This window comes from Vibrio algivorus (genome assembly GCF_030161215.1).
Lineage (GTDB): Bacteria > Pseudomonadota > Gammaproteobacteria > Enterobacterales > Vibrionaceae > Vibrio > Vibrio algivorus.
Map to the genome: position 1 here is coordinate 56,484 of NZ_BSPV01000004.1, position 23,935 is coordinate 80,418.

The window sequence follows — 23,935 nt, forward strand, 5'->3', positions numbered from 1 at the left end:
TGGTATGATTTAAAAAGCTTGTTCAGTTAGAAAATATGCAAAATTATCTATCCAACTTTTCTTTTTCATACTATCTTTTCTCTCCAAATCTTTTAAGGAAACGTCCCAAGCCGTCCTTATTATTGCTCAATTTTTTAAGTATCTCATTTCTAACTAAGTGCGATTTTAGGTCACCTTTTTATCTCAGATCGGAATTTATAACTTCAAAAGATTGACTAAGTTCGAGATGGCTGCCCTGTTGATTGTAGGGGGCACGGAGCATACTCATTGATTTATCAATAAGATAAATCTGTTCTTCAGTAACACTTAGACTTAGGAATCGTGATAAATTTAGCTGTTCGCGATGAGGCTCACTATCTTGAATTGTAGCAATCAATGTCTTCCGCACATTTTGTATCTCAAGAAAATTCAGATAGTGAGAAATACATTTATTGATCTGGTGAGCAGTTAACGGACGAATATTGCGCTTCTCTTTACTTTCTAGAAATCGTTTAAGTAATTAAACAAAAGGTACTTACTTTGGAAGGGATACTTTTTTCGCTCGGTTCAGTCGCTTCAAGACCAGATAGGTCAATATTACTTGGTAGGTCTGAAATAATGTGATCTTCAAAGTAGGCAAGAGCTTCAATGGAAGGATTATGAGCGATTTTTTGTTAACAAGCTAACTTTTCATCGAATGGATAGCCAGATCTCTGTAAAGCCTTAGGGAAGCAAGTGTGGGTTTGATACACGCCATTGGGTGCTTTTGTAAGTATATTGTCCTCACTTCATTGTCATGAAAGTGATTTGTAGTACTGTATATACGAAAAAGCCCTTAAGAAAAATTAAGGGCTTAATGCGTTATAAATGTGGCGGAGGGATAGGGATTTGAACCCTAGAAGAGCTATTAACCCTTGCCGGTTTTCAAGACCGGTGCTTTCGACCACTCAGCCATCCCTCCGAATTGCGATAAATAATATATACAGCTTAAGTTTTTGTAAACCCTTAATTTTAATTATTTGCTTGCTTTTTGAGCAAATAAATAGGGTAAAAATTCAAATATAAAAAAAGGAAGCCGAAGCTCCCTTAATTTGTATTGTTTCAGTCATTAGTCACTTTGGCGGTAGAAGCGTTTTAGCTCTGAAAGTCCTTGTAATACAATGGAAAGTTTAGGTTTTGCATTGTTATTACGTTGGTAGTTCTTGTCGTATACCTTGTAGTTGCCAAATTCATCGACCACAGTAGTTGTATCGTCAGTAATGAGTGCAATATTGTCACTATCACCCGCTAGAATCCATGGACGAGATGAAGCATTAAATAAATTTTTGCCACTTCCATAGTCATACGGATTAGAGGATGACTGGAAAAGATCTTGCATAATAGTTGCTGAAAAATCCAAATGACTCGTTTTATGTTGATATAGTTCAGGAGCTTTTCCTGGCCAATGAATCATCATAGGTACCTGTAATTGGTAACGGCTAAAATTGCTGTTTGAACCCCAGCTATTATTTTTGGTTTCGTTAAATTCAGTCCCATGATTCGATGTGATCACCACAATGGTATTGTCTAGCAATTGCTTGCTTTCTAATTGGCTGAGAATATTTTCTACTTTCTGGTCAGCAGAAAATGAGGCTGATTTATATTGTGCAATCAATTTTTCAAAAGGGGCTTTTGAATCGGTTTTAAAGCGAGGTAAAACAGTTGGAGTTTCTTCAAATTGCTCTACTTCTGAAAGCTCAATATAACTGAACCAAGGTTGATTTGGTGATTGGTTTATCCATTGAGTCCATTGCAATACTGCGTTTTGATCTGGATTGTTTTGATTTTGATCCGAGTTTGCAGTGTCAATTTTCGCAAAAATTTCCTCATAAAATGCAGTGTCACTAAATCGTTGGTTGCCAAATGCTGCCATCGAGTAGTCACGTTCATTCATTGTGGAAATAAACAAAGGCGGAGTGTCTTGTGACTTTATGCTTGCTGAATAACTGCTTGGTAAACCATAGAATAATCCAAAGACACCATAGCTGTTATTACTAGCACTATAATGGTTGATAAAGTTCTGATTGTTTTTGGCAAACTGATAGGTCATCGGCATGACTTCTTCCGTCAGCATGTCACTGCGTAAGTTATCAACCATGACCATCAAAACATTGTACTTTTTGCCACGACCATCAAATTTAAGTGGTTCAAGTGGGTAGTTAACTACTTCACTTGCTTCACCGTTTTGCTCTAGCCGTTCAAGGTATTCATCTTTATCGAGTAAGCCATGTTTCTCCATGAAAGATTTTGCTGTCATTGGATAAGACAATGGGAAATTAGCTTTTTGGCTAGTAATAGGGTTATAGAAAAAGGCATCCGCCCAGATGTAAACCAAGTGACTACTTACAAAGCATAAAAAGAAAACGATGGTTGCAGGTTTACCAATGCGCTTACGTGATAATTTTCGCTGCTTTTTCCAAATCCATTCTGAAATGGCAATTTGTAGCAGGAAAATAACCGGCACAGCTGCAAAGAGGTATTGCCACTCTGCATTGAATGAGGTTTTTTCTTTGCTAAGTAATAACTCCCAGACAACTGGGTTTAAATGGAGGTGCAATCGCTCATAGGCTTGAGTATCTAACAAAAGTAGAGTCAAGCAAATGGTTGCAAAACATACGCTTAATAAACGTAATAACTTTCGAGAAGGTATGATGAAGGTGAGCGGAAATAAAATAAGAATATAAAGCGCGAATACGAGAAAGCTAAAATGGCCCACCCAAGAAACAATGAGGTAGGCTTGCCCAAGTAAAGTCTCCGGCCATGGCGATTGAGTGACAAAACTCGTACCAATTAGCATGGCCAAGATGATATTAAAGAAGGCGAACCAATGTCCCCAACTTACCAGTCGAGAGACGCGCTCTCCGTATGAATTTCCGCTATCAACCATTTAAAATATCGTTCTAACTCAATTTGGTTTAAGAATACATTTTAGTCATCAATTGATGATAAAAGAGCCTGAGAAAATTTATCTGCAATGAGTTTACGTTGAGATTTTGGCACATTTGAGTTCAATATGTTAGTGACCATATTACCCGCAATCATTAAGCTTAAATCCGGATTTGCATCATGCTTTTTTAATACGGCAGCAATTTCTGCCAGAATTTGTTCAATTTTTTGGTCGCTGTATTTAGAATTAATAGGCATAACGGTTTTAAATAATTTCCTAGATTCAATAAATAATAATGCTTAATTGCTCTGCGTTGTTACTAATTAACATGTTGTTTCAGAGAATTTTTAAGTCACTTGGGTATGTAAAGCGGCTTATGATAACCTAGTCTTCCTCACAACTGAAACATCAACTGAAACTAATTTACCATGAGCTTAGATATTTCCAACGTTATACTGCATAAATTGACCAAAAATAATCAAGACGAACTCGTTGTCAGCTTGAGAGATTCCGCGTTATCCAATGATGAAGTAACGGAACAACTGGTAGCAGAATTGCACCGTACTTTCAGTGCTAAAGCAGGCAAAGGCTTTGGTGTTTACAAAGAAGAAAGTGAATTTCAATCTTGGATGAAGCAGTTGCGTCAAGGTGAGTTGAATTTTTATGACTTTTCGCAACAATCGGCTGAGCGATTAAAATCAGAATTATCTAAATATCCTTTTGCAGAAGAAGGGGTATTGGTTTTGGCTGAGTATCAATCTTTAGCAACCGACTACCTGTTCATTGCTTTGCTTCCATCTAATCAAAGTTTGAAAGTGGATGAAGAGTTGGATATTAGTGGGACTGATTATCTCGATATTAATAAAATGGATATTGCAGTCCGTATTGATTTATCTCGCTATGAAACCGATCCAGACTCTAATCGCTATTTAAGCTACATCAAAGGGCGTGTTGGTCGTAAAGTGGCTGATTTCTTCTTGGATTTCTTACAAGCAGAAGTAGGCTTAGATACGAAAAAACAAAACCAAGTATTAATGCAAGCGGTTGATGATTACTGTGTAGATGCGCAACTTAATAAAGAAGAAACCGTTGCTTGCCGTAAGCAGGTGCATGATTTTTGTAACGAACAGTTAAAGTCAGGTGATGAAGTGACAATTTGGGAATTATCTGGCGAGTTAAGTGGTGCAGGACACCATGATAATTTTGCTGAGTTTACTCAAAAGCAAGGTTATGAATTAGAAGAGAGTTTTCCTGTTGATCGCTCTACTATCCGCAAGTTAGCTAAGTATGTTGGCGCTGGCGGTGGCTTGTCGATTAATTTTGATAGCATGCTATTGGGTGAACGTGTTTTTTATGATCCAGAGACCGATACTTTGACGATCAAAGGCATTCCACCAAATTTGAAAGATCAATTAACGCGACATTCTTAAGCGTTAACCTATCTATTGCCTCTGAATAAATCTGAAATCGGATTTGAAGATTGACGGCAGCAATGAGATAGTAAAGAAAGAATAATGATTGGTGGGCTGAATTGGCCCCCTTTTTATAATTTTAATTCATGGAGAGGATGAAAGAATGAGAGTAGGTTTAGTCGGATGGCGTGGCATGGTTGGTTCTGTACTGATGCAACGTATGGTGGAAGAGAAGGACTTCGACCTTATTGAACCAGTATTTTACAGCACTTCACAAGTGGGAATCCCTGCTCCCAACCTAGGTAAAGATGCCGGCATGCTACAAGATGCCTTCGATCTTGAAAGCTTGAAGCAACTTGATGCAATTATTACTTGTCAGGGTGGCTCATACACTGAAAAAGTTTATCCTGCACTTCGTCAGGCGGGTTGGAAAGGCTACTGGATTGATGCAGCTTCAACATTACGCATGAAAGATGACGCAATCATTGCCCTAGACCCAGTTAACTTGAACCAAATTCAACAAGGCATTCATTCTGGCACCAATACGTTCGTGGGCGGTAACTGTACCGTTAGCCTTATGCTGATGGGTCTTGGTGGTCTATATGAGAAAGGCATGATTGAATGGATGAGCGCGATGACTTATCAGGCAGCTTCTGGTGCTGGCGCGAAAAACATGCGCGAATTAATTGCCCAAATGGGGGTGATTAATCAGTCTGTAAGTGCTGAAATGGCTGATCCTGCAAGTTCAATTCTTGATATTGACCGTAAAGTAGCGGAAACGATTCGTTCAAGTGACTACCCAACCAGTGAGTTTGGTTCACCGTTGGCCGGTTCACTGATCCCTTGGATTGATGTGAAGCGTGATAATGGTCAGAGTAAAGAAGAATGGAAAGGCACAGTAGAAACTAACAAGATCTTAGGTCTTGATGGCGCTAACGCGGTTCCAATCGATGGTACTTGTGTAAGAATTGGTGCGATGCGTTGTCACTCACAAGCACTAACGATTAAACTGAAGCAAAATGTGCCAATGGATGAAATTGAAGATATCATCGCAACTCATAATGATTGGGTAAAAGTGATCCCAAATGAGCGTGATATTACGACTCAAGAGCTTTCTCCAGCGAAAGTAACAGGCACGCTTTCTGTACCCGTAGGTCGCTTACGTAAGATGGCGATGGGGGATACTTTCCTCAATGCGTTCACTGTTGGTGATCAGTTATTGTGGGGTGCTGCAGAGCCGCTACGTCGTACTTTACGAATCATTCTAGAAAACCGCTAAGCTTATTTCGATAAAATAAAAGCTTACCGCTAATATTAAACTCTAGAAAGTCCGCATTAAAAAATAATGCGGACTTTTTTTGGTCATATCTTTATTAAATTGATTATGAGTTGTTAAGTCGGTTCATCTGGCTTAGGAACCGGTACCACACGTTTATCTGGCTCAGCTAATTCACTGCCGCAATGTTTACAGAAAAGCGCATCGGTTTCATGGCCACCTTTGGTGCAGTTTGGGCATAATACCAGAGTGCGATGGGCTTTCATTTCTTGATTGAGTTCAGCTGTGATGATCCCGGTGGGAACCGCTAAAATTGAATAACCTAATAGCATTGTCAGTGCTGCGACCCCCTGTCCTAGCGGCGTTTTGGGAACTACATCGCCATAGCCTACCGTAGTAATTGTGATAATGGCCCAGTAAATCCCACGAGGAATGCTGGTAAAGCCATTTTCAGGCCCTTCTATCACATACATGAGCGCACCAAAAATCGTTACTAGTATTGCCACTGCACTAAAAAATATCAAAATCTTACGTTGAGACATTGCTAGCGTACGAACGAGTAAATTCGAGTCTTGTAAAAATCGTACTAGTTTGAGAATTCGGAAGATTCGCATGACACGTAATAGACGAATAATCCCGATGAAGCTTGCCGATGGGAAAAAAAATGCAAGATAAGTTGGAAGTATGGCGAGTAAATCTATGATGCCATAAAAACTTTTTGCATAGGCTTTGGGTTTTGGCGAACAATATAAACGTAACAGATATTCAATGGTAAATAGGCCAGTAAAGAAATATTCCAGAATATCGAATTCTTGTTGCCATTTTTCGGCGAAGATAGGGACAGAGTCTAAAATTAGCACCGCTAGTGAACTAATTATTGCCACGATCAGTAATATATCAAAACGGCGTCCTGCCGGAGTATGCGTACCAAAAATGATGACATAAAGCTTATGCTTAAACGTCTCTTCACTCATAAATAGATTCCTTTATTTCCTATTACATTAAACCTGGGAAGAGGTTTCGTACGCCATTTGCAATAAATTCGACACCTAAAGCCGCTAATATTAACCCCATAATACGAGTGATAACGTTAATCCCTGTTTGACCTAAAAAGCGAACAATGAGGGGGGCTGAGCGAAATAATAACCATGAACAAAAACAAAAAACACTAATAGTCGCAATAATTCCCGCAGTTTCAATTAGGGTAGGGTAGCGAGAACCATAGACAATGGTTGAGCTGATTGCGCCGGGGCCAGCCATAAGAGGCATAGCTAAAGGTACAACCCCAATTTGTTCACGACTTATCGATTCTGTACGTTCTTGTTTATTCTGTTTATCTTCACCAAGTTTACCGCTCATCATTGAAAAAGCGATGCTCATAAGCAGTAGGCCACCTGCAATGCGGAATGAATCAAGAGAGATTGTAAACATATCAAGTAAAAGCTGCCCACAGAGTAGAGAGACAACCAAGATTACGCCAACAGCAATATTGGCCGTTTTAGCCGTTTTACTTTTTTCTTCAGGGGTCATGTGTCCAGTTAGTGAAACAAAGACCGGCATAATTCCAATAGGGTTAACCGCAGCGACAAGTCCGAGGAAGAATTGTAAATAGATGGCAAATTCAATGGAGGCCATAGTGTGATCTCAGGTAGTAAGTAGAAGATGAGTATACCTAGGGGCGCAGCATCTTTCGAGGCTAAATTATTTTATACCCAAGTGACTTCCAGATGCAGAATTCAGGGCTATCATCCAAACCTTTAGACCGTGTTAAATTGAGCAGAGATAGAATAGAGGTAACAGTGGCAGTTTAAGAGGTTTGCGCTAGGCTAATTGTTGGTTAACACTATAAAAAACAATGTAAAAATTAACTCTAAAGTATTACGTTCTTTGTGAGATTGCGTATACTCGTTGTAGCACAAAAATCACGTATTTACCTTGTAGGTGAGTTACAGAAATAAATTTACAAATATTGTGCTTTTGGGGTGAGTTGAAAATACTATCTTGGATATTTTTTCACTTATTGAAATAATTAAATTTTCTTTTAAAACAGTGCCTTATTTTGTTTTCCTTGGTTGCACTACCGCTTTAGTAGTATTTAGGCTTCAGGAACTGATCTACATCAATATTTTTAATATTTGAAAGCATATACTCAGTTTTGAAAGCGATTTACTAAGGTAGATTTTAGGTTCGGTTGGCACGTTTTACGAATACCAAATAGTCTTACTAAATAGTTTTTAATTTTAAATCTTAGGAGATTCATTATGCCTGTAACTAACTTAGCTGAACTAGATGCTCTTGTCGCACGCGTTCAAGCGGCACAAAAGGAATTTGCTACTTTTTCTCAAGAACAAGTAGATCATATTTTCCGTGCAGCATCTTTAGCAGCTAACCAAGCACGTATTCCTCTAGCACAACAAGCTGTAGCGGAATCTGGCATGGGTATTATTGAAGACAAAGTAATCAAAAACCACTTCGCTTCAGAGTTCATTTACAACAAATACCGCGATGAAAAAACATGTGGCATCCTTGAAGAAGGCACTGACACGATCACTATCGCAGAACCAGTAGGTATCATTTGTGGTATCGTTCCAACCACTAACCCAACGTCAACTGCGATTTTCAAATCTCTTATTTCTTTGAAAACTCGTAACGGTATTATCTTCTCTCCACACCCACGAGCGAAAAACTCAACCAACGATGCTGCAAAACTAGTATTAGATGCTGCCGTTGCTGCTGGTGCTCCAAAAGATATCATCGGGTGGATTGATCAACCTTCAGTTGAATTATCTAACGCACTCATGAAGCATGACGGTATCAACCTTATCCTTGCGACTGGTGGTCCAGGCATGGTTAAAGCAGCTTACTCTTCAGGTAAACCAGCTATCGGTGTAGGTGCAGGTAACGTTCCTGTGGTTATCGATGAAACGGCTGATATTAAGCGTGCGGTTGCTTCTGTTCTTATGTCTAAAACATTCGATAACGGTGTGGTTTGTGCTTCTGAGCAAGCGGTTATTGTAATGGATGAAGTATACGAAGAAGTGAAAGAGCGTTTTGCTTCTCACAAAGGTTACGTTTTATCTAAAGCTGAAGCGGATAAAGTGCGTAAAGTATTACTTATCAACGGCAACCTAAACGCTGACATCGTAGGTCAACCAGCAGTTAAAATCGCTGAATTAGCGGGCGTTAAAGTGCCAGCTGACACTAAAGTGTTAATCGGTGAAGGTGGCGTAGTAAGCCATGACGACGAGTTCGCTCATGAGAAACTCTCTCCAACTCTAGGGATGTTCCGTGCGTCTTCTTTTGAAAACGCAGTAGAGCAAGCGGTAACTATGGTTGAAATCGGTGGTATTGGCCATACTTCTGGTCTTTACACTAACCAAGACACCAACGCTGACCGTATCAAATACTTCGGCGACAAACTAAAAACTGCTCGTATTCTTATCAATATCCCAACGACTCACGGTGGTATCGGTGACTTGTACAACTTCAACGTTGCACCATCGCTAACACTAGGTTGTGGTTCATGGGGTGGTAACTCTATCTCTGAAAACGTAGGTCCAAAACACCTAATCAACAAGAAAACTGTTGCTAAGCGAGCTGAGAATATGTTGTGGCATAAACTTCCAAAATCAATCTACTTCCGTCGTGGCAGCCTACCAGTTGCATTGACTGATTTAGAAGGTAAAAAACGTGCATTCCTAGTAACTGACCGTTTCTTATTTAACAACGGTTATGCTGACGAAATCGTAAGCCTACTTAAAGCTCAAGGCATGGAGGTTCAAACTTTCTTCGACGTAGAAGCGGATCCAACGCTATCTGTTGTTGAGAAAGGTGCAGCACAAATGCAAAGCTACCAACCAGACGTAATCATTGCTCTAGGCGGTGGTTCACCAATGGATGCAGCGAAAATCATGTGGGTAATGTACGAGCACCCAGAAACGCACTTTGAAGAACTATCAATGCGCTTCATGGATATCCGTAAACGTATCTACAAGTTCCCTAAAATGGGTGCCAAAGCTGAACTAGTATGTGTAACTACTACTTCTGGTACGGGTTCTGAAGTCACACCATTCGCAGTTGTAACTGACGATCGCACTGGTGCGAAATACCCACTAGCGGATTACGAGCTAACGCCTAACATGGCTATCGTTGATGCAAACCTTGTTATGAACATGCCTAAGTCTCTAACAGCGTTTGGTGGTTACGATGCAATCACTCACGCACTAGAAGCTTACGTTTCAGTTCTTGCCAACGAATATTCAGATGGCCACGCTCTACAAGCGCTTAAGATGCTAAAAGAGTACCTACCATCAAGCTACCAAAATGGCGCAGCTGACCCAATCGCTCGTGAAAAAGTACACAATGCCGCCACTATCGCTGGTATGTCATTTGCGAACGCATTCCTAGGTGTATGTCACTCAATTGCACACAAAATTGGTGCTGAGTTCCACATCCCACACGGTCTTGCTAACGCATTAATGATTTCTAACGTTATTCGTTTCAACGCGAACGATAACCCAACTAAACAAACTGCGTTCTCTCAGTACGACCGCCCACAAGCACGTCGTCGCTATGCTGAAATTGCGGATCACTTAGGCCTAAGCCAAGAAGGTGACCGTACGGCACAAAAAATTGAGCGTCTATTGACTTGGTTGGATGAAGTGAAGAAAGACTTGGATATTCCAATGTCTATTCAAGCGGCTGGTGTTAATGAAGCTGACTTCCTTGCGAAATTAGATAACTTAGCGGTAGATGCGTTTGATGACCAATGTACGGGAGCTAACCCTCGTTATCCTCTAATTTCTGAACTAAAAGAAGTTCTTAAAGCGGCTTACTACGGCAAAGCTTACATTGAAGGTGAAACTTTCGAAGGTACAACGGTTATCAAAAAAACTGAAGAGCCAGTAAAAAAATCAGCTAAGAAAAAATAATATTAGCCTGAAATAATGAAAGCCCTGCTTATGTGATGTAAGCAGGGCTTTTTTACGTTTTGAAGTATTGAATTAGATGCTGCTTAATATGAATCTAAAATACGACCATTAAAGTACTCATTTTCTACAATGTATTCAGTATTTCTGATTAGTTCATCATGACTCTTTGCCCAGCCGCGATGCTTGGTATGTCGCTCAGAACGGCTTGGTAATATGCCTCCCACCCGAATATTAAAGGGCATTAATTCTTTAGCCCAATTTTGAGTAAATTCAGATATTAAAGATGAAGGTTGGGAGAGGCTGTCTTGTTCTTGACTTGATAGGTTAACAATTACACCACGCTTTTGGTTATGTAGCATTTGTCTGGCGGCTAATTTACTAAAACACAACATAGTCGCTGCCAATTTAGAATATTGACGGCTGTAGCTGTCGATTTGTTCATCCTTGATGAGTGAGGGGGATGGTAGGCTAGGGTATAGGTTAATTAAGACATCAATACCTTTGTCAAATTGTTGATTAATAGAGGAAAACAAAGGTTGGACACTTTCAAAGCTTTCATCGTCTAGGAGATATTGGAATACATGAGAAGAATAAGGCTGACAATGATGCAAAGCTTGATTTAACGATGCCTCGTTGTTATCAACCAGAATGACATTGGCATTTAGAGAAAGAAAGTGTTGAGCTAAATTTTGACCTAAATGAGAGCCTGCTGATGTGATAACTACGACGGAGTTTTGTATGTTCATATAGCACCTCATTGGTATCAAATAAAAAATACCTAATGCCCTTAAACACAAAGCCATGAATGGCGTTAGCTATTACCTCCAAGGTGTCTATGGGCCTTAGATAGTAATAATGGTAGTAAAACGTGTAAAGATCCTGTGAATAACATCAAAGAACTGAAATGAAATAATGAAAACTACTAATCTATAAGGGAAAGAGGTGTGAATAAAATATGTATAACTATACAGAATTATTAGGAGAGAAGGGCAGAATATAAAAAGACTAGCCGAAGCCAGTCTTTTTAGTATCAAATGATTTCTCGACGGAGCGGAGGTTATTTGATTAGGTTTTCTTCTACGAAAGACCAGTTAACTAGTGCCCAGAAACCATTCATGTAATCCGGACGAACGTTACGATAATCGATGTAGTATGCGTGTTCCCACAGGTCAACAGTAAGAAGTGGAGTAACGCCTTCTTCTGTTAGTGGTGTTGCTGCATTAGACGTATTGATGATGTCTAGAGAACCATCTGCTTTTTTCACTAACCAAGTCCAAGAAGAACCGAAGTTATTGATTGCAGAATCAGTAAATTTTGCTTTGAACTCATCGAATGAGCCAAATTGTTGCTTGATTGCTTCTGCAACAGCACCTGTTGGTTCGCCGCCAGCGTTTGGAGCTAGGCAGTGCCAGTAGAAAGTGTGGTTCCAGATTTGTGCTGCGTTGTTAAAGATACCACCTGTTGAAGTCTTAACGATTTCTTCAAGAGATTTACCTTCAAACTCAGTACCAGGGATTAGGCCATTAAGCTTAACCACGTATGTGTTGTGGTGTTTGCCGTGGTGGTAATCTAAAGTTTCTGCTGAGATGTGTGGTTCTAGTGCATCTTTTTCGTAAGGCAGGGCTGGTAATTCAAATGCCATTGCTCAAATCTCCATGTGTTAGAAAGGGACTTTCTTGTGTTCTAAATAGAACAGCTTCCGATTTTTTTAATCATACTAACTGATGATGCCATTTCCATGACAGTGAAACATCAACCATCTTGTTTAAACAATGAAATGATTAAGTGATGATTGTTAAGCATCAGTTTGAGCCATTAACGACTAAGGTCAGTTTAGCAAGTTTTTACTTTATTAAAAGAGTTGGAGTCAAAAATTTCTTATGCATCACTTATTTGTATATGCCCAGTAGTCTAACGAATGTTAAGAATAGCCCAACAATACAGTGCATAAATGCGGTAATTAGAATACCCTTACAAATAATGCCTTTTTATTCTGTTATAGATACAAGTAGAATGGGGCAACAACTTAGAGTGATGCTTAAATCCTAGAGAGGAAGTAATGGAAACTATCGATAAAATTAAACAACAGATTTCTGAAAACACAATTCTGTTATACATGAAAGGTTCACCGAAACTACCAAGCTGCGGTTTCTCTTCTCAAGCTTCACAAGCTTTGATGTCATGTGGTGAAAAATTTGCTTATGTAGATATTCTACAAAACCCAGACATTCGTGCTGAATTGCCAAAGTATGCACAATGGCCAACTTTCCCACAGCTATGGGTTGAAGGTGAGCTAGTGGGTGGCTGTGACATCATCATTGAGATGTTCCAAAAAGGCGAGCTTCAAACATTGATTAAAGACGCAGCTTCTCGTGCACCGGCAAGTGAAGAATAAAATTATTTTTTGCTGAAAGAAAAAGAGCCAATTTGGGCTCTTTTTTTATATCTAAGTAACGAGTTTCAGCCACATTAAAAGATGTTTTAGATAAGACAAATTGAATAGATAGAATGACTGGAGTAAAAGATGAAACGGACTTTGTATTATATTCACGATCCTATGTGCAGTTGGTGCTGGGGATACAAAGCAACATGGGAAAAATTAAAATTAGCGCTTTCAGAAGATATTCAAGTTGAATATTTACTTGGTGGTCTTGCTCCAGATAGTGATGAGCCAATGCCACAAGAGATGCGATTAATGTTGCAGCAAACGTGGAAAAGAATTGAAAGCCAATTAGGAACTCAATTTAATTATGATTATTGGACTTTGGCAGAGCCTGTTAGGACAACATACCCAGCTTGTCGTGCTGTGATTGCAGCTCAACAACAGGGAGCTGGAGAGGCAATGAATCAGGCCATTCAAAAGGCTTATTATTTAAGAGCGATGACGCCACATATCGACTCAACGCATGTTCAATTAGCTGAAGAACTTAATTTGGATGTTGAACGATTTATTCATGATTGTAAAAGCACTGATGTCGATCAGGAGTTTGCTCGCCAACGTGAGTTTTGTCAGCTGCTAGGCGTTCATTCTTTTCCTAGTTTAGTACTACAACTTGGTGAGAAGTACTATTTGGTGAAGTTGGATTATGCTTCGGAACTCACTAGTTTGAAAGATATTGAGCAGCGTATAAAGTGGGCGAATAGCATTGATACCACAAAGCGTTGGGTTAGATTAAAACCGAAAGAATAAGAGCAATTAAACAACAGTTATAAAAAAGCGCATGTTTCGATTCATGAACGAAGCATGCGCTTTTTATTTTAACGTGAGGTAATGATTATAGAACCATTGCTGCAATCCAACCAAATACGATAAGTGGTAGGTTGTAGTGTAGGAAAGTTGGGATTACTGAGTCTTTAATGTGATCGTGCTGTCCATCAGCATTTAAGCCCGATGTAGGACCTAAGGTTGAATCTGACGCTGGAGAACCGGCATCACCTAATGCAGCAGCAGTACCAACAAGTGCAATCGTAGCCGCTGGAGAGAAGCCGAAAGAAATCGCAAGAGGAACATAGATCGTTGCGATGATTGGAATTGTTGAGAAAGACGAGCCAATACCCATAGTGATCAATAGACCAACAATTAGCATCATTAGAGCGGCTAAAGCTTGGTGACCACTCATGCTAGTTTGTAAGAAGGTTACTAACGTTTCAACACCACCGGTTGCTTTCATTACACTGGCAAAACCGTTGGCAGAAATCATAATAAAGCCAATCATTGCCATCATTTGAACACCACGCGTGAAACTATCTTGACTAGTTTGGAATGGCTTACCGAATGATAGAATGATGAAACCGACTAGTGCACCTACAATCATTGAGCCGGAATATAGTTGAGCTGATAAAGTAGCAATAATACTTACGACGGCAACTATCACTGCTTTTTTATCAATGCCTTTTTGTTTTACTTCAGTGGTTTCGTTTTGTTTTTCAGCATAAGCGCGTGGTTTACGGTAACTGATGAAAACACTCACTAATAAACCAAAAATCATTCCACAAGCCGGAATAACCATAGCGGCAGGGATTTGAGAGGCAGTAGCACTTGTTAATCCATTGTTTTGTAGGGCAGGTAATAAGATATCATTTAAGAAGATGCCACCAAAACCGATAGGCATTGTCATGTATGGGGTGACTAAACCAAAGGTTAAGATACACGCAACCATACGACGATCGACATTCATTTTATTGAAAGCCGATAGTAGTGGCGGAACAATAATTGGAATGAAGGCAATATGAACAGGGATAACGTTTTGAGAGAAAATTGCCATTATGAATAGCGCGCCAAAGATGGCGTATTTCACCATGTTTGAGGCTTTTTCATTTTCTTTACCATGAACGCGTTTGATCACCGCATTAGATAAAATATCAGTAATACCAGTTTGAGAGAGTGCAACCGCAAAAGCACCCAATAAGGCATAACTTAAAGCGATTTCTGCACCGTCACCTAAACCTGATTGAAATGCTGAGATCGTTTGATCAAGTGACATGTTGGCGAGCAAGCCACCGGTAATGGCGCTCAAGGTTAAAGCTATCACGACATTGACTCGGAAAACCGATAGCGCGAGCATTAAGCAAACGGAGATAACGACAGGATTCATTGTAATTCTCTTTGTATAAATTAATGTTGTATATATTAATGTTGTATATATTAATGTTGTATATATTAATGTTGTACATATATCCAAGTCGTTTCAGGATGATAGATCTGAAGTCTGCATCTTGAAGTCACTTGGGTATAAGTGTGTTACCAATCTGAGTTGGTATTATTGTTATTCTTCGGTTGTTTCTACTAATGGCCAGCCACCAAGAGCTTTCCATTTGTTAACGATGTTGCAAAAAAGTTTGGCGGTAATTTGGGTATCATATAGAGCCGAATGCGCGGCTTGATTGTCAAATTCAAAACCGGCAGCGCGGCAAGCTTTTGCGAGCACAGTTTGACCGTAGGCTAAGCCACTTAATGCCGCTGTATCGAATGTGGCAAAAGGATGAAATGGAATACGTTTCAGTTTGCTACGTTCTGCTGCTGCCATGACAAAACTCAAATCAAAATTTGCATTATGAGCCACCATAATCGCTCGGCTGCAATCTGCTGCTTTTTGTTCTTTACGGACTAATTTGAAGATTTCTTTGAGAGCTTCCGCTTCTGTAACTGCACCCCTTAATGGGCTATATGGGTCACGAATACCAGTAAACTCTAAGGCTTCTTTTTCAAGGTTTGCGCCTTCAAATGGCTCAACATTGAATTGAATAGTGGAAGCAGGATATAAATCACCGTTTTCGTCCATGGCCAATGTGACAGCACAGATTTCAAGTAATGCATCAGTTTGAGCATTAAAACCCGCGGTTTCCACATCGATAACGACGGGAAAATAACCACGAAATCGCTGTTTTAGTGTCAAGGCTTCATTTTTGTCAGTCATATGCTTTCAGATCCATGAATTTAGGCGCGTATTATTGCAGATTAGATATTGAACTTCACTCTCTAATATTGTTCTTGAGCAATAAAATATGGTGTTTTATTTAAAATAAGTGATTATTTATTTTTAAAGCGTCAAAAAGAGATATGTTTACTCGAAGAAAGATAAGAGGCATAAAACAAAATAAAAAGAACCCGTATTCCACGAGTTCTTTTACAGTGAATAAGGTAATTAACCTTCTAAACCAGCAGACATTTGGCTACGTTGGATAAGCTCGATCATGTAACCATCAGGGTCTTTAACGAACGCGATATGAGTGCTGCCGCCTTTTACTGGGCCTGGTTCACGAGTGACAGTACCACCCGCTGCTTTAATTGCATCACATGCGGTATAGATATCATCAAAACCAATGGCAATGTGGCCGTAACCTGTCCCTAGATCGTATTCAGAAGTATCCCAGTTGTAGGTGAGTTCAATGACGGCCCCTTGAGATTCATCACCATAGCCCACGAAAGCGAGAGTATATTTATATTCCGCGTTTTCATTTTTACGAATTAGCTGCATGCCAAGAACTTTCGTGTAGAACTCGATTGAACGATCAAGATCGCCAACACGAACCATAGTATGCAAAATTCTTCCATTCGACATTGTGTGCTCCTTATTAGAATGTAAAGTAATCAAACTAAATGATTACTCTTCAGGATAAACTTTTTCTTTGAACTCGCAGAGATCTTCAATCATACAGCTACCACAACGTGGTTTACGAGCGATACAGGTGTAGCGGCCATGTAGGATCAGCCAGTGATGAACATCGAGTTTAAACTCTTTGGGTACTACTTTTAATAGTTTGGCTTCCACGTCATCAACCGTTTTACCCATGGCAAATTTTGTTCTATTCGATACGCGATAAATGTGAGTATCAACAGCAATGGTCGGCCAACCAAAAGCGGTATTTAGTACCACATTTGCGGTTTTTCGACCTACCCCGGGTAATGCCTCTAATGCGGTGCGGTCTTCTGGTACTTGGCTGTTATGTTTTTCAATTAAGATCTTACAAGTCTTAATCGTGTTTTCTGCTTTGGAATTAAACAGGCCAATAGTCTTGATATATTCTTTTAACCCATCCACGCCTAGTGCCAGAATCGCTTCAGGTGTATTAGCCACTGGATACAGTTTATCAGTGGCTTTATTGACGCTGACATCGGTAGCTTGAGCCGAAAGAAGCACTGAGATCAATAACTCAAATGGCGTTGACCAATTCAGCTCAGTTTGAGGGTTTGGATTATCTTCACGTAGCCTTTCAAGGATTAGTCGGCGTTTTTCATTATTCATTTTTTGCTTACCAATCGGTGTTTGTAATAAGTGATTTTCATATTAAGCATTGGTGACTCTAGCACGCTCAATAGTTGGTTTTTCTTCTGCTGGTTTTCGTTTCTCGATTTGCGAATCAATCACTTGTTTTAACGCAATTAGGAAACCCACACCGATAAAGGCACCCGGTGGCAGTAAAGCGAGTAAGAAGCTGCTATCAATATGGAAAACTTCGACACGTAAAGAGGCTGCCCAGTTACCTAATAATAGATCCGCACCATCAAACAAAGTACCTTGTCCAATCATTTCACGTAGCGCCCCTAAAACGGTCAGGGCAGCTAACATGCCAAGGCCCATCCAGAAGCCATCTAAGGCTGCTTTTTTAGGAGCATTTTTAGATGCATAGGCTTCCGCGCGACCAATGATCACACAGTTCGTTACAATAAGAGGAATAAAAATACCAAGAGAAAGGTAAAGGCCATAAGCATAAGCACTCATCAATAGCTGAACACAGGTTACGACAGAAGCAATGATCATCACAAAGATGGGAATTCGAACTTCTTTCGGAACGTAGTTACGTACTAACGAGACAATGGTATTGGTTGAAATCAGTACCAACATTGTTGCAAGGCCCAAGCCAAGTGCATTTGTGATGGTAGATGACACCGCCAGTAATGGACATAAGCCCAAAAGTTGAACAAGGGCAGGGTTATTATCCCATAAGCCATTTTTCATTAACTGTTTATTCTCAGGATCAGAAACTTGGGTCGCTGAGTCTAATGATGTATCAAGCACAGTGCTATCTTCAGACATTTTATCCCTCACAGTTTAATGGTTGGTTGAGAATGTTTTGTTTATTTTCTTTAAAGTACACCACGGTTTTCTTCACCGCTTTCACGACCGCTCTAGGGGTAATGGTAGCACCAGTAAATTGATCAAATTGACCACCATCTTTACGTACTGCCCAATCAGTATCGTTACTTTGGCTGACAGTTTTGTGATCGAAGCTAAAAATCCAGTCTGTTTTACGGGTTTCTATCTTATCACCTAGTCCAGGAGTTTCATTATGAGCTAATACCCTAGTGCTAGTGATCACACCTTGCATATCCAAACCAACGATGATTTTAATCGCACCATTATAGCCATCAGGAGCATACGTCTCGATAGCAATAGCCGTTGGTTGACCAGCTTTGGTTGCTAGGTAAGCGGGCTGAGGCTCAGTGGTTACGGTACTTTGTGATGGTAGTAGCATGCATGAGGCGAACAATTGATTGTCGTGCATGCTTTGAGGTATCACTTGATTGAGCGTTTTTTGCAACTCTTGCTGTTGTTGTTCGACAATTGTGTCGTGTGTTACCCAATTGGTGATCGCAACCAATGAGGTAGAAGCAATAGCAAAGGTTGCCAAGATTCCGCCATTTTTTTTCATTGCATTTAGCATAGCGATATTACCTTACATGCCCATAAGTACGTGGTTTGGTGTAGTAATCAATTAATGGCACCATCATATTGGCTAACAGAACAGCAAAGGCGACACCATCAGGGAAACCTCCCCAGCTGCGAATTAAGAACACCACAATACCGATAAATGCACCGTAGATAATTCTACCTTTGGTTGTGGTCGAAGCGGTGACAGGATCGGTGGCAATAAAAAATGCGCCAATCATGGTTGCACCAGAAAGTAGGTGTAAAATAGGGGAGGCGGTTGTGCCTGGAGCGAATAAAGAAGTAATAGTACTGATGACTAATAAGCTGGCTAACATTGCCAAAGGAATTTGCCATTGAACGATACGTAGTCTTATTAAGATTAATCCACCGAATAAGAATGCAATATTCACCCACTGCCAACCAACACCGGCAAGACCTGAAAAAGTGGGTTGTTGCATGATTTCACTTGCTGTATGTCCAGCACGAAGTGAGGTTTTAAAAGTATCGAGAGGGGTTGCCATAGTGACACCATCAATGCCTGCACGAACTTGCTGCAGAGATAATCCATCAAGATTGAAGCCGGTAAAAAACAGTTTTAAGCAATCATCAAAATGTAAATGTACATGCGCTAAGGATTCAGGGCTAACCCAGCTGGTCATTTGAACAGGAAATGAGATAAGCAATACCACATAAGCGACCATTGCAGGATTGAATAAGTTTTGCCCCAAGCCACCATAAAGGTGTTTACCGATAACAACGGCAAAGAAAATACCAATAGTAAGGATCCACCATGGTGACAACGGAGGAATGGCAACAGCGATCAGCATCCCCGTGACCAGAGCACTATTATCTCTTAAGCTCAGAATTGGTGGGCGTTTTCGTATCAACATTATGGCAGCTTCAAATAGCCAAGCCAGCAAAATAGCAAAAACCACTTGGATCAGTACCCCATAGCCAAAGACGTAAGTTTGTACCGCAATGCCGGGTAATAAACATAAGGCTACCCACATCATAATATTCGATGTGGTTCGTTTAACACGGACGTGTGGAGAACTCGCTATAAAGAACGACACTATTTTTTCTCCTGAGATGATTTGTCGATAAATACCGGAATATCCAATAAGTCTAAGGTGACTTCAGAGTCAGGTTTATCTTTTTGTGATGAATCTTTCGATGATTCACTACTTTGTGAGTCATCATTGGATGTGATTTCTTCTTGGGGTTGATCTTGTTGTTGTGCTGCTTTACGAGCTTTGGCGCGAGCAATTGCGGCCGCCACTGCCGCTTTCTTTGGATCGTTTTCAGCAGGAGTCATATCGGACTCAGCCGCTGATTTTTCAGGGTTTGCCTGTTCGGACGCAGTTACATCAGAATTTTTTTCATTAGTATTTTGCTGCTGCGCTGCTTTACGGGCTTTGGCGCGAGCAATTGCGGCCGCCACCGCCGCTTTCTTTGGATCGTTTTCAGCAGGAGTCATATCGGACTCAGCCGCTGATTTTTCAGGGTTTGCCTGTTCAGCCGCAATTGGATCAGAATTTGTTTCATTAGTAGTTTGTTGCTGCGCCGCTTTACGAGCTTTGGCGCGAGCAATTGCGGCCGCCACCGCCGCTTTCTTTGGATCGTTTTGAGCAGGAGTCATACCGGACTCAGCCGTTGATTTTTCAGGGGTTGCTTGTTCAGCCGCAATTGAATCAGAATTTGTTTCATTAGTACTTTGCTGCTGCGCCGCTTTACGAGCTTTGGCACGAGCAATTGCGGCCGCCACCGCTGCTTTCTTTGGATCGTTTTGAGCAGGAGTCATACCGGACTCAGCCGTTGATTTTTCAGGGGTTGATTGTTCAGCCGCAATTGGATCAGAATTTGTTTTATTAGTACTTTGCTGCTGCGCCGCTTTACGAGCTTTGGCGCGAGCAATTGCAGCGGCGACCGCAGCATTTTTAGGTGTCGACTCCTGAGTTGTAGTACTGTTTGAAGTCGATTCTTTTATTTGCTGGCTGTCTACTTGTAAACCTTCGGCTTGTTGTTGAGCTTTCTTCTCGCGTGCTAGGCGCTTACGCTCCTCTCGTAGTTTGATCATTTCTGAGTTATCAGGCTCAACTTGGCCGGCTTTTGCCGCTGCAGCTTGTTTAGCCTTGGCACGTGCGATTGCCGCTGCTACTGCAGGTTTCACTTCTTTTTCTGCTGGCTGTTCCGCTTCTGCTTGTTTAGCTTTTACGCGTGCAATAGCAGCAGCGACTGCATCATCGCCGCTGGTTTGCTTCATGTCATTGCGACGCTTTTCCGCTGCCTGCTTAAAGCGTTGTTCGCGTTCTTGTTTATCACGCTCTAAGCGTTTTTGACGCTCTTCAAAGCGTTGTTTAGCACGTTCAGCTTCTTTCGCTTCTTGATTACGTGTCCAAATTTCCGATTTTGCCTGACGGTAATATTGTACCAGTGGAATATCGCTTGGACAGACATAAGCACAAGCTCCGCACTCTATACAATCGGAGAGATGGTACTCTTCACATTTTTCATAATCTTGTGCTTTGGCATACCATTGTAATTGTTGCGGTAGCAGTGAAGCCGGGCAAGCTTCGGCACAAGCGGTACAGCGAATACAGGCTAATTCTTGGCCTGTTGGGGCAATTTCTTTACGGTTAGGTGCTAAAATACAGTTAGTGATTTTAGTAATCGGTACATCAGCGTGAGGCAGAGTAAAGCCCATTAAAGAGCCCCCCATAATCAAGCGAGGATGTTTTTTCTCTGCCTTGTAACCAAACTGCCGCAGTAGAGAAGATATTGGTGTACCTAAGCGTGCTAAAACGTTGCCTTTCTGGGCAAATGAATCACCAGTTAAAGTGACGACGCGTTCAATTAATGGCTCTCCATCAATAATCGCTCGCTTGATAGCAAAAGCCGTCCCTACGTTCTGCATTAATACACCAATCGCTGCGGAATGTTCTTTGCTTGGCACTTCACGACCAGTTAGTACTTTTATTAATTGTTTCGAGCCGCCAGATGGGTATTTAGTTGGGATAACGCGAATTATGAGATCAACATCTTTGGCGGCTTCTTCTAGAGCTTGGATGGCTTCTTTTTTGTTATCTTCAATACCAATAATGGTCACTTCAGGTTGCAAAATATGTTGAATAACCTGAATGCCTTGAATAACTTCTTGTGCGTAATCTTGCATAAGACGGTCATCGGCCGTTATATAAGGTTCACACTCTGCCGCATTAATGATGAGTATTTTAGTTTTGGCTAAACCAGTATGTAGTTTACGTGCGGTAGGGAAACCCGCTCCGCCCATACCTGAAATTCCAGATTGGCGAATTTTTTCGATTAGTACTTCAGAGTCCCTCTCTACATAATTTGCGACTGGTTTTTTTTCACACCAAGTATCATTGCCATCCGGCTTGATGACAATACACAGATCAGAAAGGCCAGAAGGGTGGGCGATGGTACGTTTCTCAATTGCAGTGACGGTACCCGAGCTTGGTGCATGCACAGGCACCATAAAAGCTAAGTTGGCTTGAGTTAATTGCTGACCTTTTAAAACCTTATCGCCGACATTGACACAAATATCACCCGGTCGACCGATATGTTGTTTCAGTGGCAATACAAACTCTTCTGGTAAATCAGCTTGAACAATAGGCGCTGTTGATGATTGGATCTTATTTTCAGGCGGATGAATACCACCGGGAAAATCCCAAATCATACCGTGACGAATCTGTTCAATTAACGACAACATACTTTTTCCTTTAACTCACGGTTTGGTCTTTAGAGTCAGCAGAGGCTGATGATGGTTCAAGATCGGTAATAACCGGGATAAGCTCCAACTGCCATTTCCAAGTATCTGGTGTTGTTTCAATTGGGATCATTTCAATACAATCAGTAGGACACGGTGCGACACAAAGATCGCAACCAGTACATTCGCTTTGAATGACGGTGTGCAGCGCTTTAGTGCCACCCACTATCGCATCGACAGGGCAGGCTTGGATGCATTTAGTACAGCCAATGCACATATCCTCATGAATAAAAGCAACTTTTTTGACTGCATCTTCTACACCATTTGAATCAGTCGGAACGTCGACTCCCATCAAGTTGGCTAACTTTTCAATACCTGCCTGACCACCTGGAGGGCATTTAGTAATTTCATCGCCATTAGCAATGGCTTCAGCGTATGGACGACAACCAGGATAGCCACATTGGCCACATTGAGTTTGCGGTAAAATATTATCAATTTGGTCAACGATTGGATCTGCTTCAACCTTAAAACGAATTGAAGCAAACCCTAAAATCACGCCGAAAATAGCGGCAAGGACGGCAATAGCGGCAACCGCAATTAATATGGTAGTCATGGATTATTTCACCAAACCTGTGAAGCCCATAAAGGCCAGAGACATTAACCCTGCGGTAATCATTGCAATAGAAGCACCCTTAAATGGCGCAGGGACATCCGCTGCAGCAATACGCTCACGCATCGAAGCAAATAGAATCAAAACAAGCGAGAAGCCAACCGCAGCACCGAAACCATAAATAATGGATTCAATAAAGTTATGGTTTTCATTGATATTGAGAAGCGCTACCCCTAATACTGCACAGTTTGTGGTAATCAGAGGTAAAAATATCCCAAGTAGACGATATAAAGTTGGGCTAGTTTTATGTACTACCATTTCAGTGAATTGCACCACGAAAGCGATCACTAAGATAAAGCTCATGGTTTGTAGGTATTCGATCCCTAGCGGCCGCAAGATATAAGTTTGCACTAGGTATGAACAGACGGATGCTAAGGTTAAAACGAAAGTCGTCGCAAGGCCCATGCCAATTGCGGTTTCAAGTTTTTTAGATACCCCCATAAAAGGGCAAATACCGAGAAATTTAACCAGAACAAAGTTGTTGACCAGCACAGTGCCAACAAGCAACAGTAGATAGTCTGTCATATCATCTCTTTGGGTTAATTATGATCCCAACATTATCGTCATTTGTGACGTTAATAACAACCTACAGGAAATAGGTATTTGAAGGTATTGAGTAATTAATGATGGAATGCATGAAAAATAAACGAAAAAAAGCCGCATTTTAGCGATGCGGCTTTTTAGAATTTGGCTCCCTGTGCTGGACTTGAACCAGCGACATACGGATTAACAGTCCGCCGTTCTACCAACTGAACTAACAGGGAAAAGTTATGGGCAGGATTTTAGCCATGGTGAAACAAACTGTCAACGCTAGAAAGCAATAAAAAAGTGAAAAATAATACGTATTTTCTCTTTACTTTT

At 40.8% G+C, this 23,935-nt stretch carries 21 protein-coding genes and 2 tRNA genes; 5 read left to right on the forward strand and 18 right to left on the reverse strand.

The genetic code is table 11. The features are described 5' to 3' along the window. Window positions 1-849: 849 nt before the first annotated feature. From QQJ93_RS05875 to QQJ93_RS05885, 3 genes are all read right to left on the reverse strand, one after another. Window positions 850-940, reverse strand: a tRNA-Ser gene (locus QQJ93_RS05875). Between the two features lie 147 nt (window positions 941-1,087). Further along, window positions 1,088-2,905: a DUF3413 domain-containing protein gene (locus QQJ93_RS05880; protein WP_089122624.1), complete on the reverse strand. Its 1,818-nt coding sequence runs from the start codon at window positions 2,903-2,905 to the stop codon at window positions 1,088-1,090. Between the two features lie 41 nt (window positions 2,906-2,946). Beyond that, window positions 2,947-3,162, reverse strand: coding sequence for a YejL family protein (locus QQJ93_RS05885; protein WP_027697369.1), 216 nt, complete (start codon window positions 3,160-3,162; stop codon window positions 2,947-2,949). Window positions 3,163-3,333: 171 nt separating this feature from the next. Between QQJ93_RS05885 and yejK the strand changes: the two genes are divergently transcribed. Further along, window positions 3,334-4,335 carry a nucleoid-associated protein YejK gene (gene yejK / locus QQJ93_RS05890; protein ID WP_089122625.1) on the forward strand — a complete coding sequence of 334 codons (1,002 nt, stop codon included), beginning with the start codon at window positions 3,334-3,336 and terminating at the stop codon, window positions 4,333-4,335. A 145-nt stretch (window positions 4,336-4,480) separates the two neighbouring features. Continuing rightward, window positions 4,481-5,596 carry an aspartate-semialdehyde dehydrogenase gene (gene asd, locus QQJ93_RS05895; RefSeq protein ID WP_089122626.1) on the forward strand — a complete coding sequence of 372 codons (1,116 nt, stop codon included), beginning with the start codon at window positions 4,481-4,483 and terminating at the stop codon, window positions 5,594-5,596. Between the two features lie 113 nt (window positions 5,597-5,709). Here asd and QQJ93_RS05900 read toward each other — a convergent pair whose 3' ends face one another. After that, entirely contained in the window at window positions 5,710-6,567 is an 858-nt protein-coding gene (locus tag QQJ93_RS05900; RefSeq protein WP_089122627.1) for an ion transporter, read from the reverse strand. 22 nt (window positions 6,568-6,589) lie between these two features. After that, window positions 6,590-7,228 (reverse strand): YchE family NAAT transporter, encoded by a 639-nt coding sequence (locus tag QQJ93_RS05905; RefSeq protein ID WP_089122628.1) that lies wholly within the window; start codon window positions 7,226-7,228, stop codon window positions 6,590-6,592. Window positions 7,229-7,854: 626 nt separating this feature from the next. Here QQJ93_RS05905 and adhE point away from each other — a divergent pair. After that, window positions 7,855-10,524: a bifunctional acetaldehyde-CoA/alcohol dehydrogenase gene (gene adhE / locus QQJ93_RS05910; protein ID WP_089122629.1), complete on the forward strand. Its 2,670-nt coding sequence runs from the start codon at window positions 7,855-7,857 to the stop codon at window positions 10,522-10,524. 83 nt (window positions 10,525-10,607) lie between these two features. Here adhE and QQJ93_RS05915 read toward each other — a convergent pair whose 3' ends face one another. Both QQJ93_RS05915 and sodB read right to left on the reverse strand, forming a co-directional pair. Beyond that, window positions 10,608-11,270, reverse strand: coding sequence for an SDR family oxidoreductase (locus tag QQJ93_RS05915; protein WP_160117470.1), 663 nt, complete (start codon window positions 11,268-11,270; stop codon window positions 10,608-10,610). Window positions 11,271-11,581: 311 nt separating this feature from the next. Continuing rightward, window positions 11,582-12,166: a superoxide dismutase [Fe] gene (gene sodB, locus QQJ93_RS05920; RefSeq protein WP_027697362.1), complete on the reverse strand. Its 585-nt coding sequence runs from the start codon at window positions 12,164-12,166 to the stop codon at window positions 11,582-11,584. A 417-nt stretch (window positions 12,167-12,583) separates the two neighbouring features. On the opposite strand from sodB, the gene QQJ93_RS05925 reads away from it, so the two are divergent. Further along, window positions 12,584-12,919 carry a Grx4 family monothiol glutaredoxin gene (locus QQJ93_RS05925; protein ID WP_089122632.1) on the forward strand — a complete coding sequence of 112 codons (336 nt, stop codon included), beginning with the start codon at window positions 12,584-12,586 and terminating at the stop codon, window positions 12,917-12,919. 129 nt (window positions 12,920-13,048) lie between these two features. Then, entirely contained in the window at window positions 13,049-13,714 is a 666-nt protein-coding gene (locus QQJ93_RS05930; RefSeq protein ID WP_089122633.1) for a DsbA family protein, read from the forward strand. An 85-nt stretch (window positions 13,715-13,799) separates the two neighbouring features. Here QQJ93_RS05930 and QQJ93_RS05935 read toward each other — a convergent pair whose 3' ends face one another. The 11 genes from QQJ93_RS05935 to QQJ93_RS05985 form a co-directional block, all read right to left on the reverse strand. After that, on the reverse strand, window positions 13,800-15,119 hold the full coding sequence (locus QQJ93_RS05935; protein ID WP_089122634.1) for a Na+/H+ antiporter family protein: 1,320 nt from the start codon (window positions 15,117-15,119) through the stop codon (window positions 13,800-13,802). Between the two features lie 171 nt (window positions 15,120-15,290). Then, window positions 15,291-15,941 (reverse strand): ribonuclease T, encoded by a 651-nt coding sequence (gene rnt / locus QQJ93_RS05940; RefSeq protein ID WP_089122635.1) that lies wholly within the window; start codon window positions 15,939-15,941, stop codon window positions 15,291-15,293. Window positions 15,942-16,169: 228 nt separating this feature from the next. Beyond that, the gene (gene gloA / locus QQJ93_RS05945; protein ID WP_089122636.1) at window positions 16,170-16,586 is read right to left on the reverse strand and encodes a lactoylglutathione lyase; all 417 of its coding nucleotides are present in this window, start codon (window positions 16,584-16,586) and stop codon (window positions 16,170-16,172) included. A gap of 42 nt (window positions 16,587-16,628) precedes the next feature. Further along, window positions 16,629-17,270 carry an endonuclease III gene (gene nth / locus QQJ93_RS05950; protein ID WP_089122637.1) on the reverse strand — a complete coding sequence of 214 codons (642 nt, stop codon included), beginning with the start codon at window positions 17,268-17,270 and terminating at the stop codon, window positions 16,629-16,631. Between the two features lie 42 nt (window positions 17,271-17,312). Next, the gene (locus QQJ93_RS05955) at window positions 17,313-18,062 is read right to left on the reverse strand and encodes an electron transport complex subunit E (protein WP_089122638.1); all 750 of its coding nucleotides are present in this window, start codon (window positions 18,060-18,062) and stop codon (window positions 17,313-17,315) included. A 1-nt stretch (window position 18,063) separates the two neighbouring features. Beyond that, complete coding sequence (gene rsxG, locus QQJ93_RS05960) at window positions 18,064-18,690, reverse strand: electron transport complex subunit RsxG (protein WP_089122639.1); 627 nt, start codon at window positions 18,688-18,690, stop codon at window positions 18,064-18,066. Between the two features lie 7 nt (window positions 18,691-18,697). Then, on the reverse strand, window positions 18,698-19,750 hold the full coding sequence (rsxD, locus tag QQJ93_RS05965) for an electron transport complex subunit RsxD (protein WP_089122640.1): 1,053 nt from the start codon (window positions 19,748-19,750) through the stop codon (window positions 18,698-18,700). Continuing rightward, window positions 19,750-22,407 (reverse strand): electron transport complex subunit RsxC, encoded by a 2,658-nt coding sequence (gene rsxC, locus QQJ93_RS05970; protein WP_089122641.1) that lies wholly within the window; start codon window positions 22,405-22,407, stop codon window positions 19,750-19,752. The genes rsxD and rsxC overlap by 1 nt, the downstream gene beginning before the upstream one ends. 10 nt (window positions 22,408-22,417) lie before the next feature. Continuing rightward, the gene (gene rsxB, locus QQJ93_RS05975; protein WP_089122642.1) at window positions 22,418-23,017 is read right to left on the reverse strand and encodes an electron transport complex subunit RsxB; all 600 of its coding nucleotides are present in this window, start codon (window positions 23,015-23,017) and stop codon (window positions 22,418-22,420) included. A gap of 3 nt (window positions 23,018-23,020) precedes the next feature. Next, window positions 23,021-23,599, reverse strand: coding sequence for an electron transport complex subunit RsxA (rsxA, locus tag QQJ93_RS05980; RefSeq protein WP_027697352.1), 579 nt, complete (start codon window positions 23,597-23,599; stop codon window positions 23,021-23,023). 163 nt (window positions 23,600-23,762) lie between these two features. Continuing rightward, a tRNA-Asn gene (locus QQJ93_RS05985) sits at window positions 23,763-23,838 on the reverse strand. Window positions 23,839-23,935: the final 97 nt, after the last annotated feature.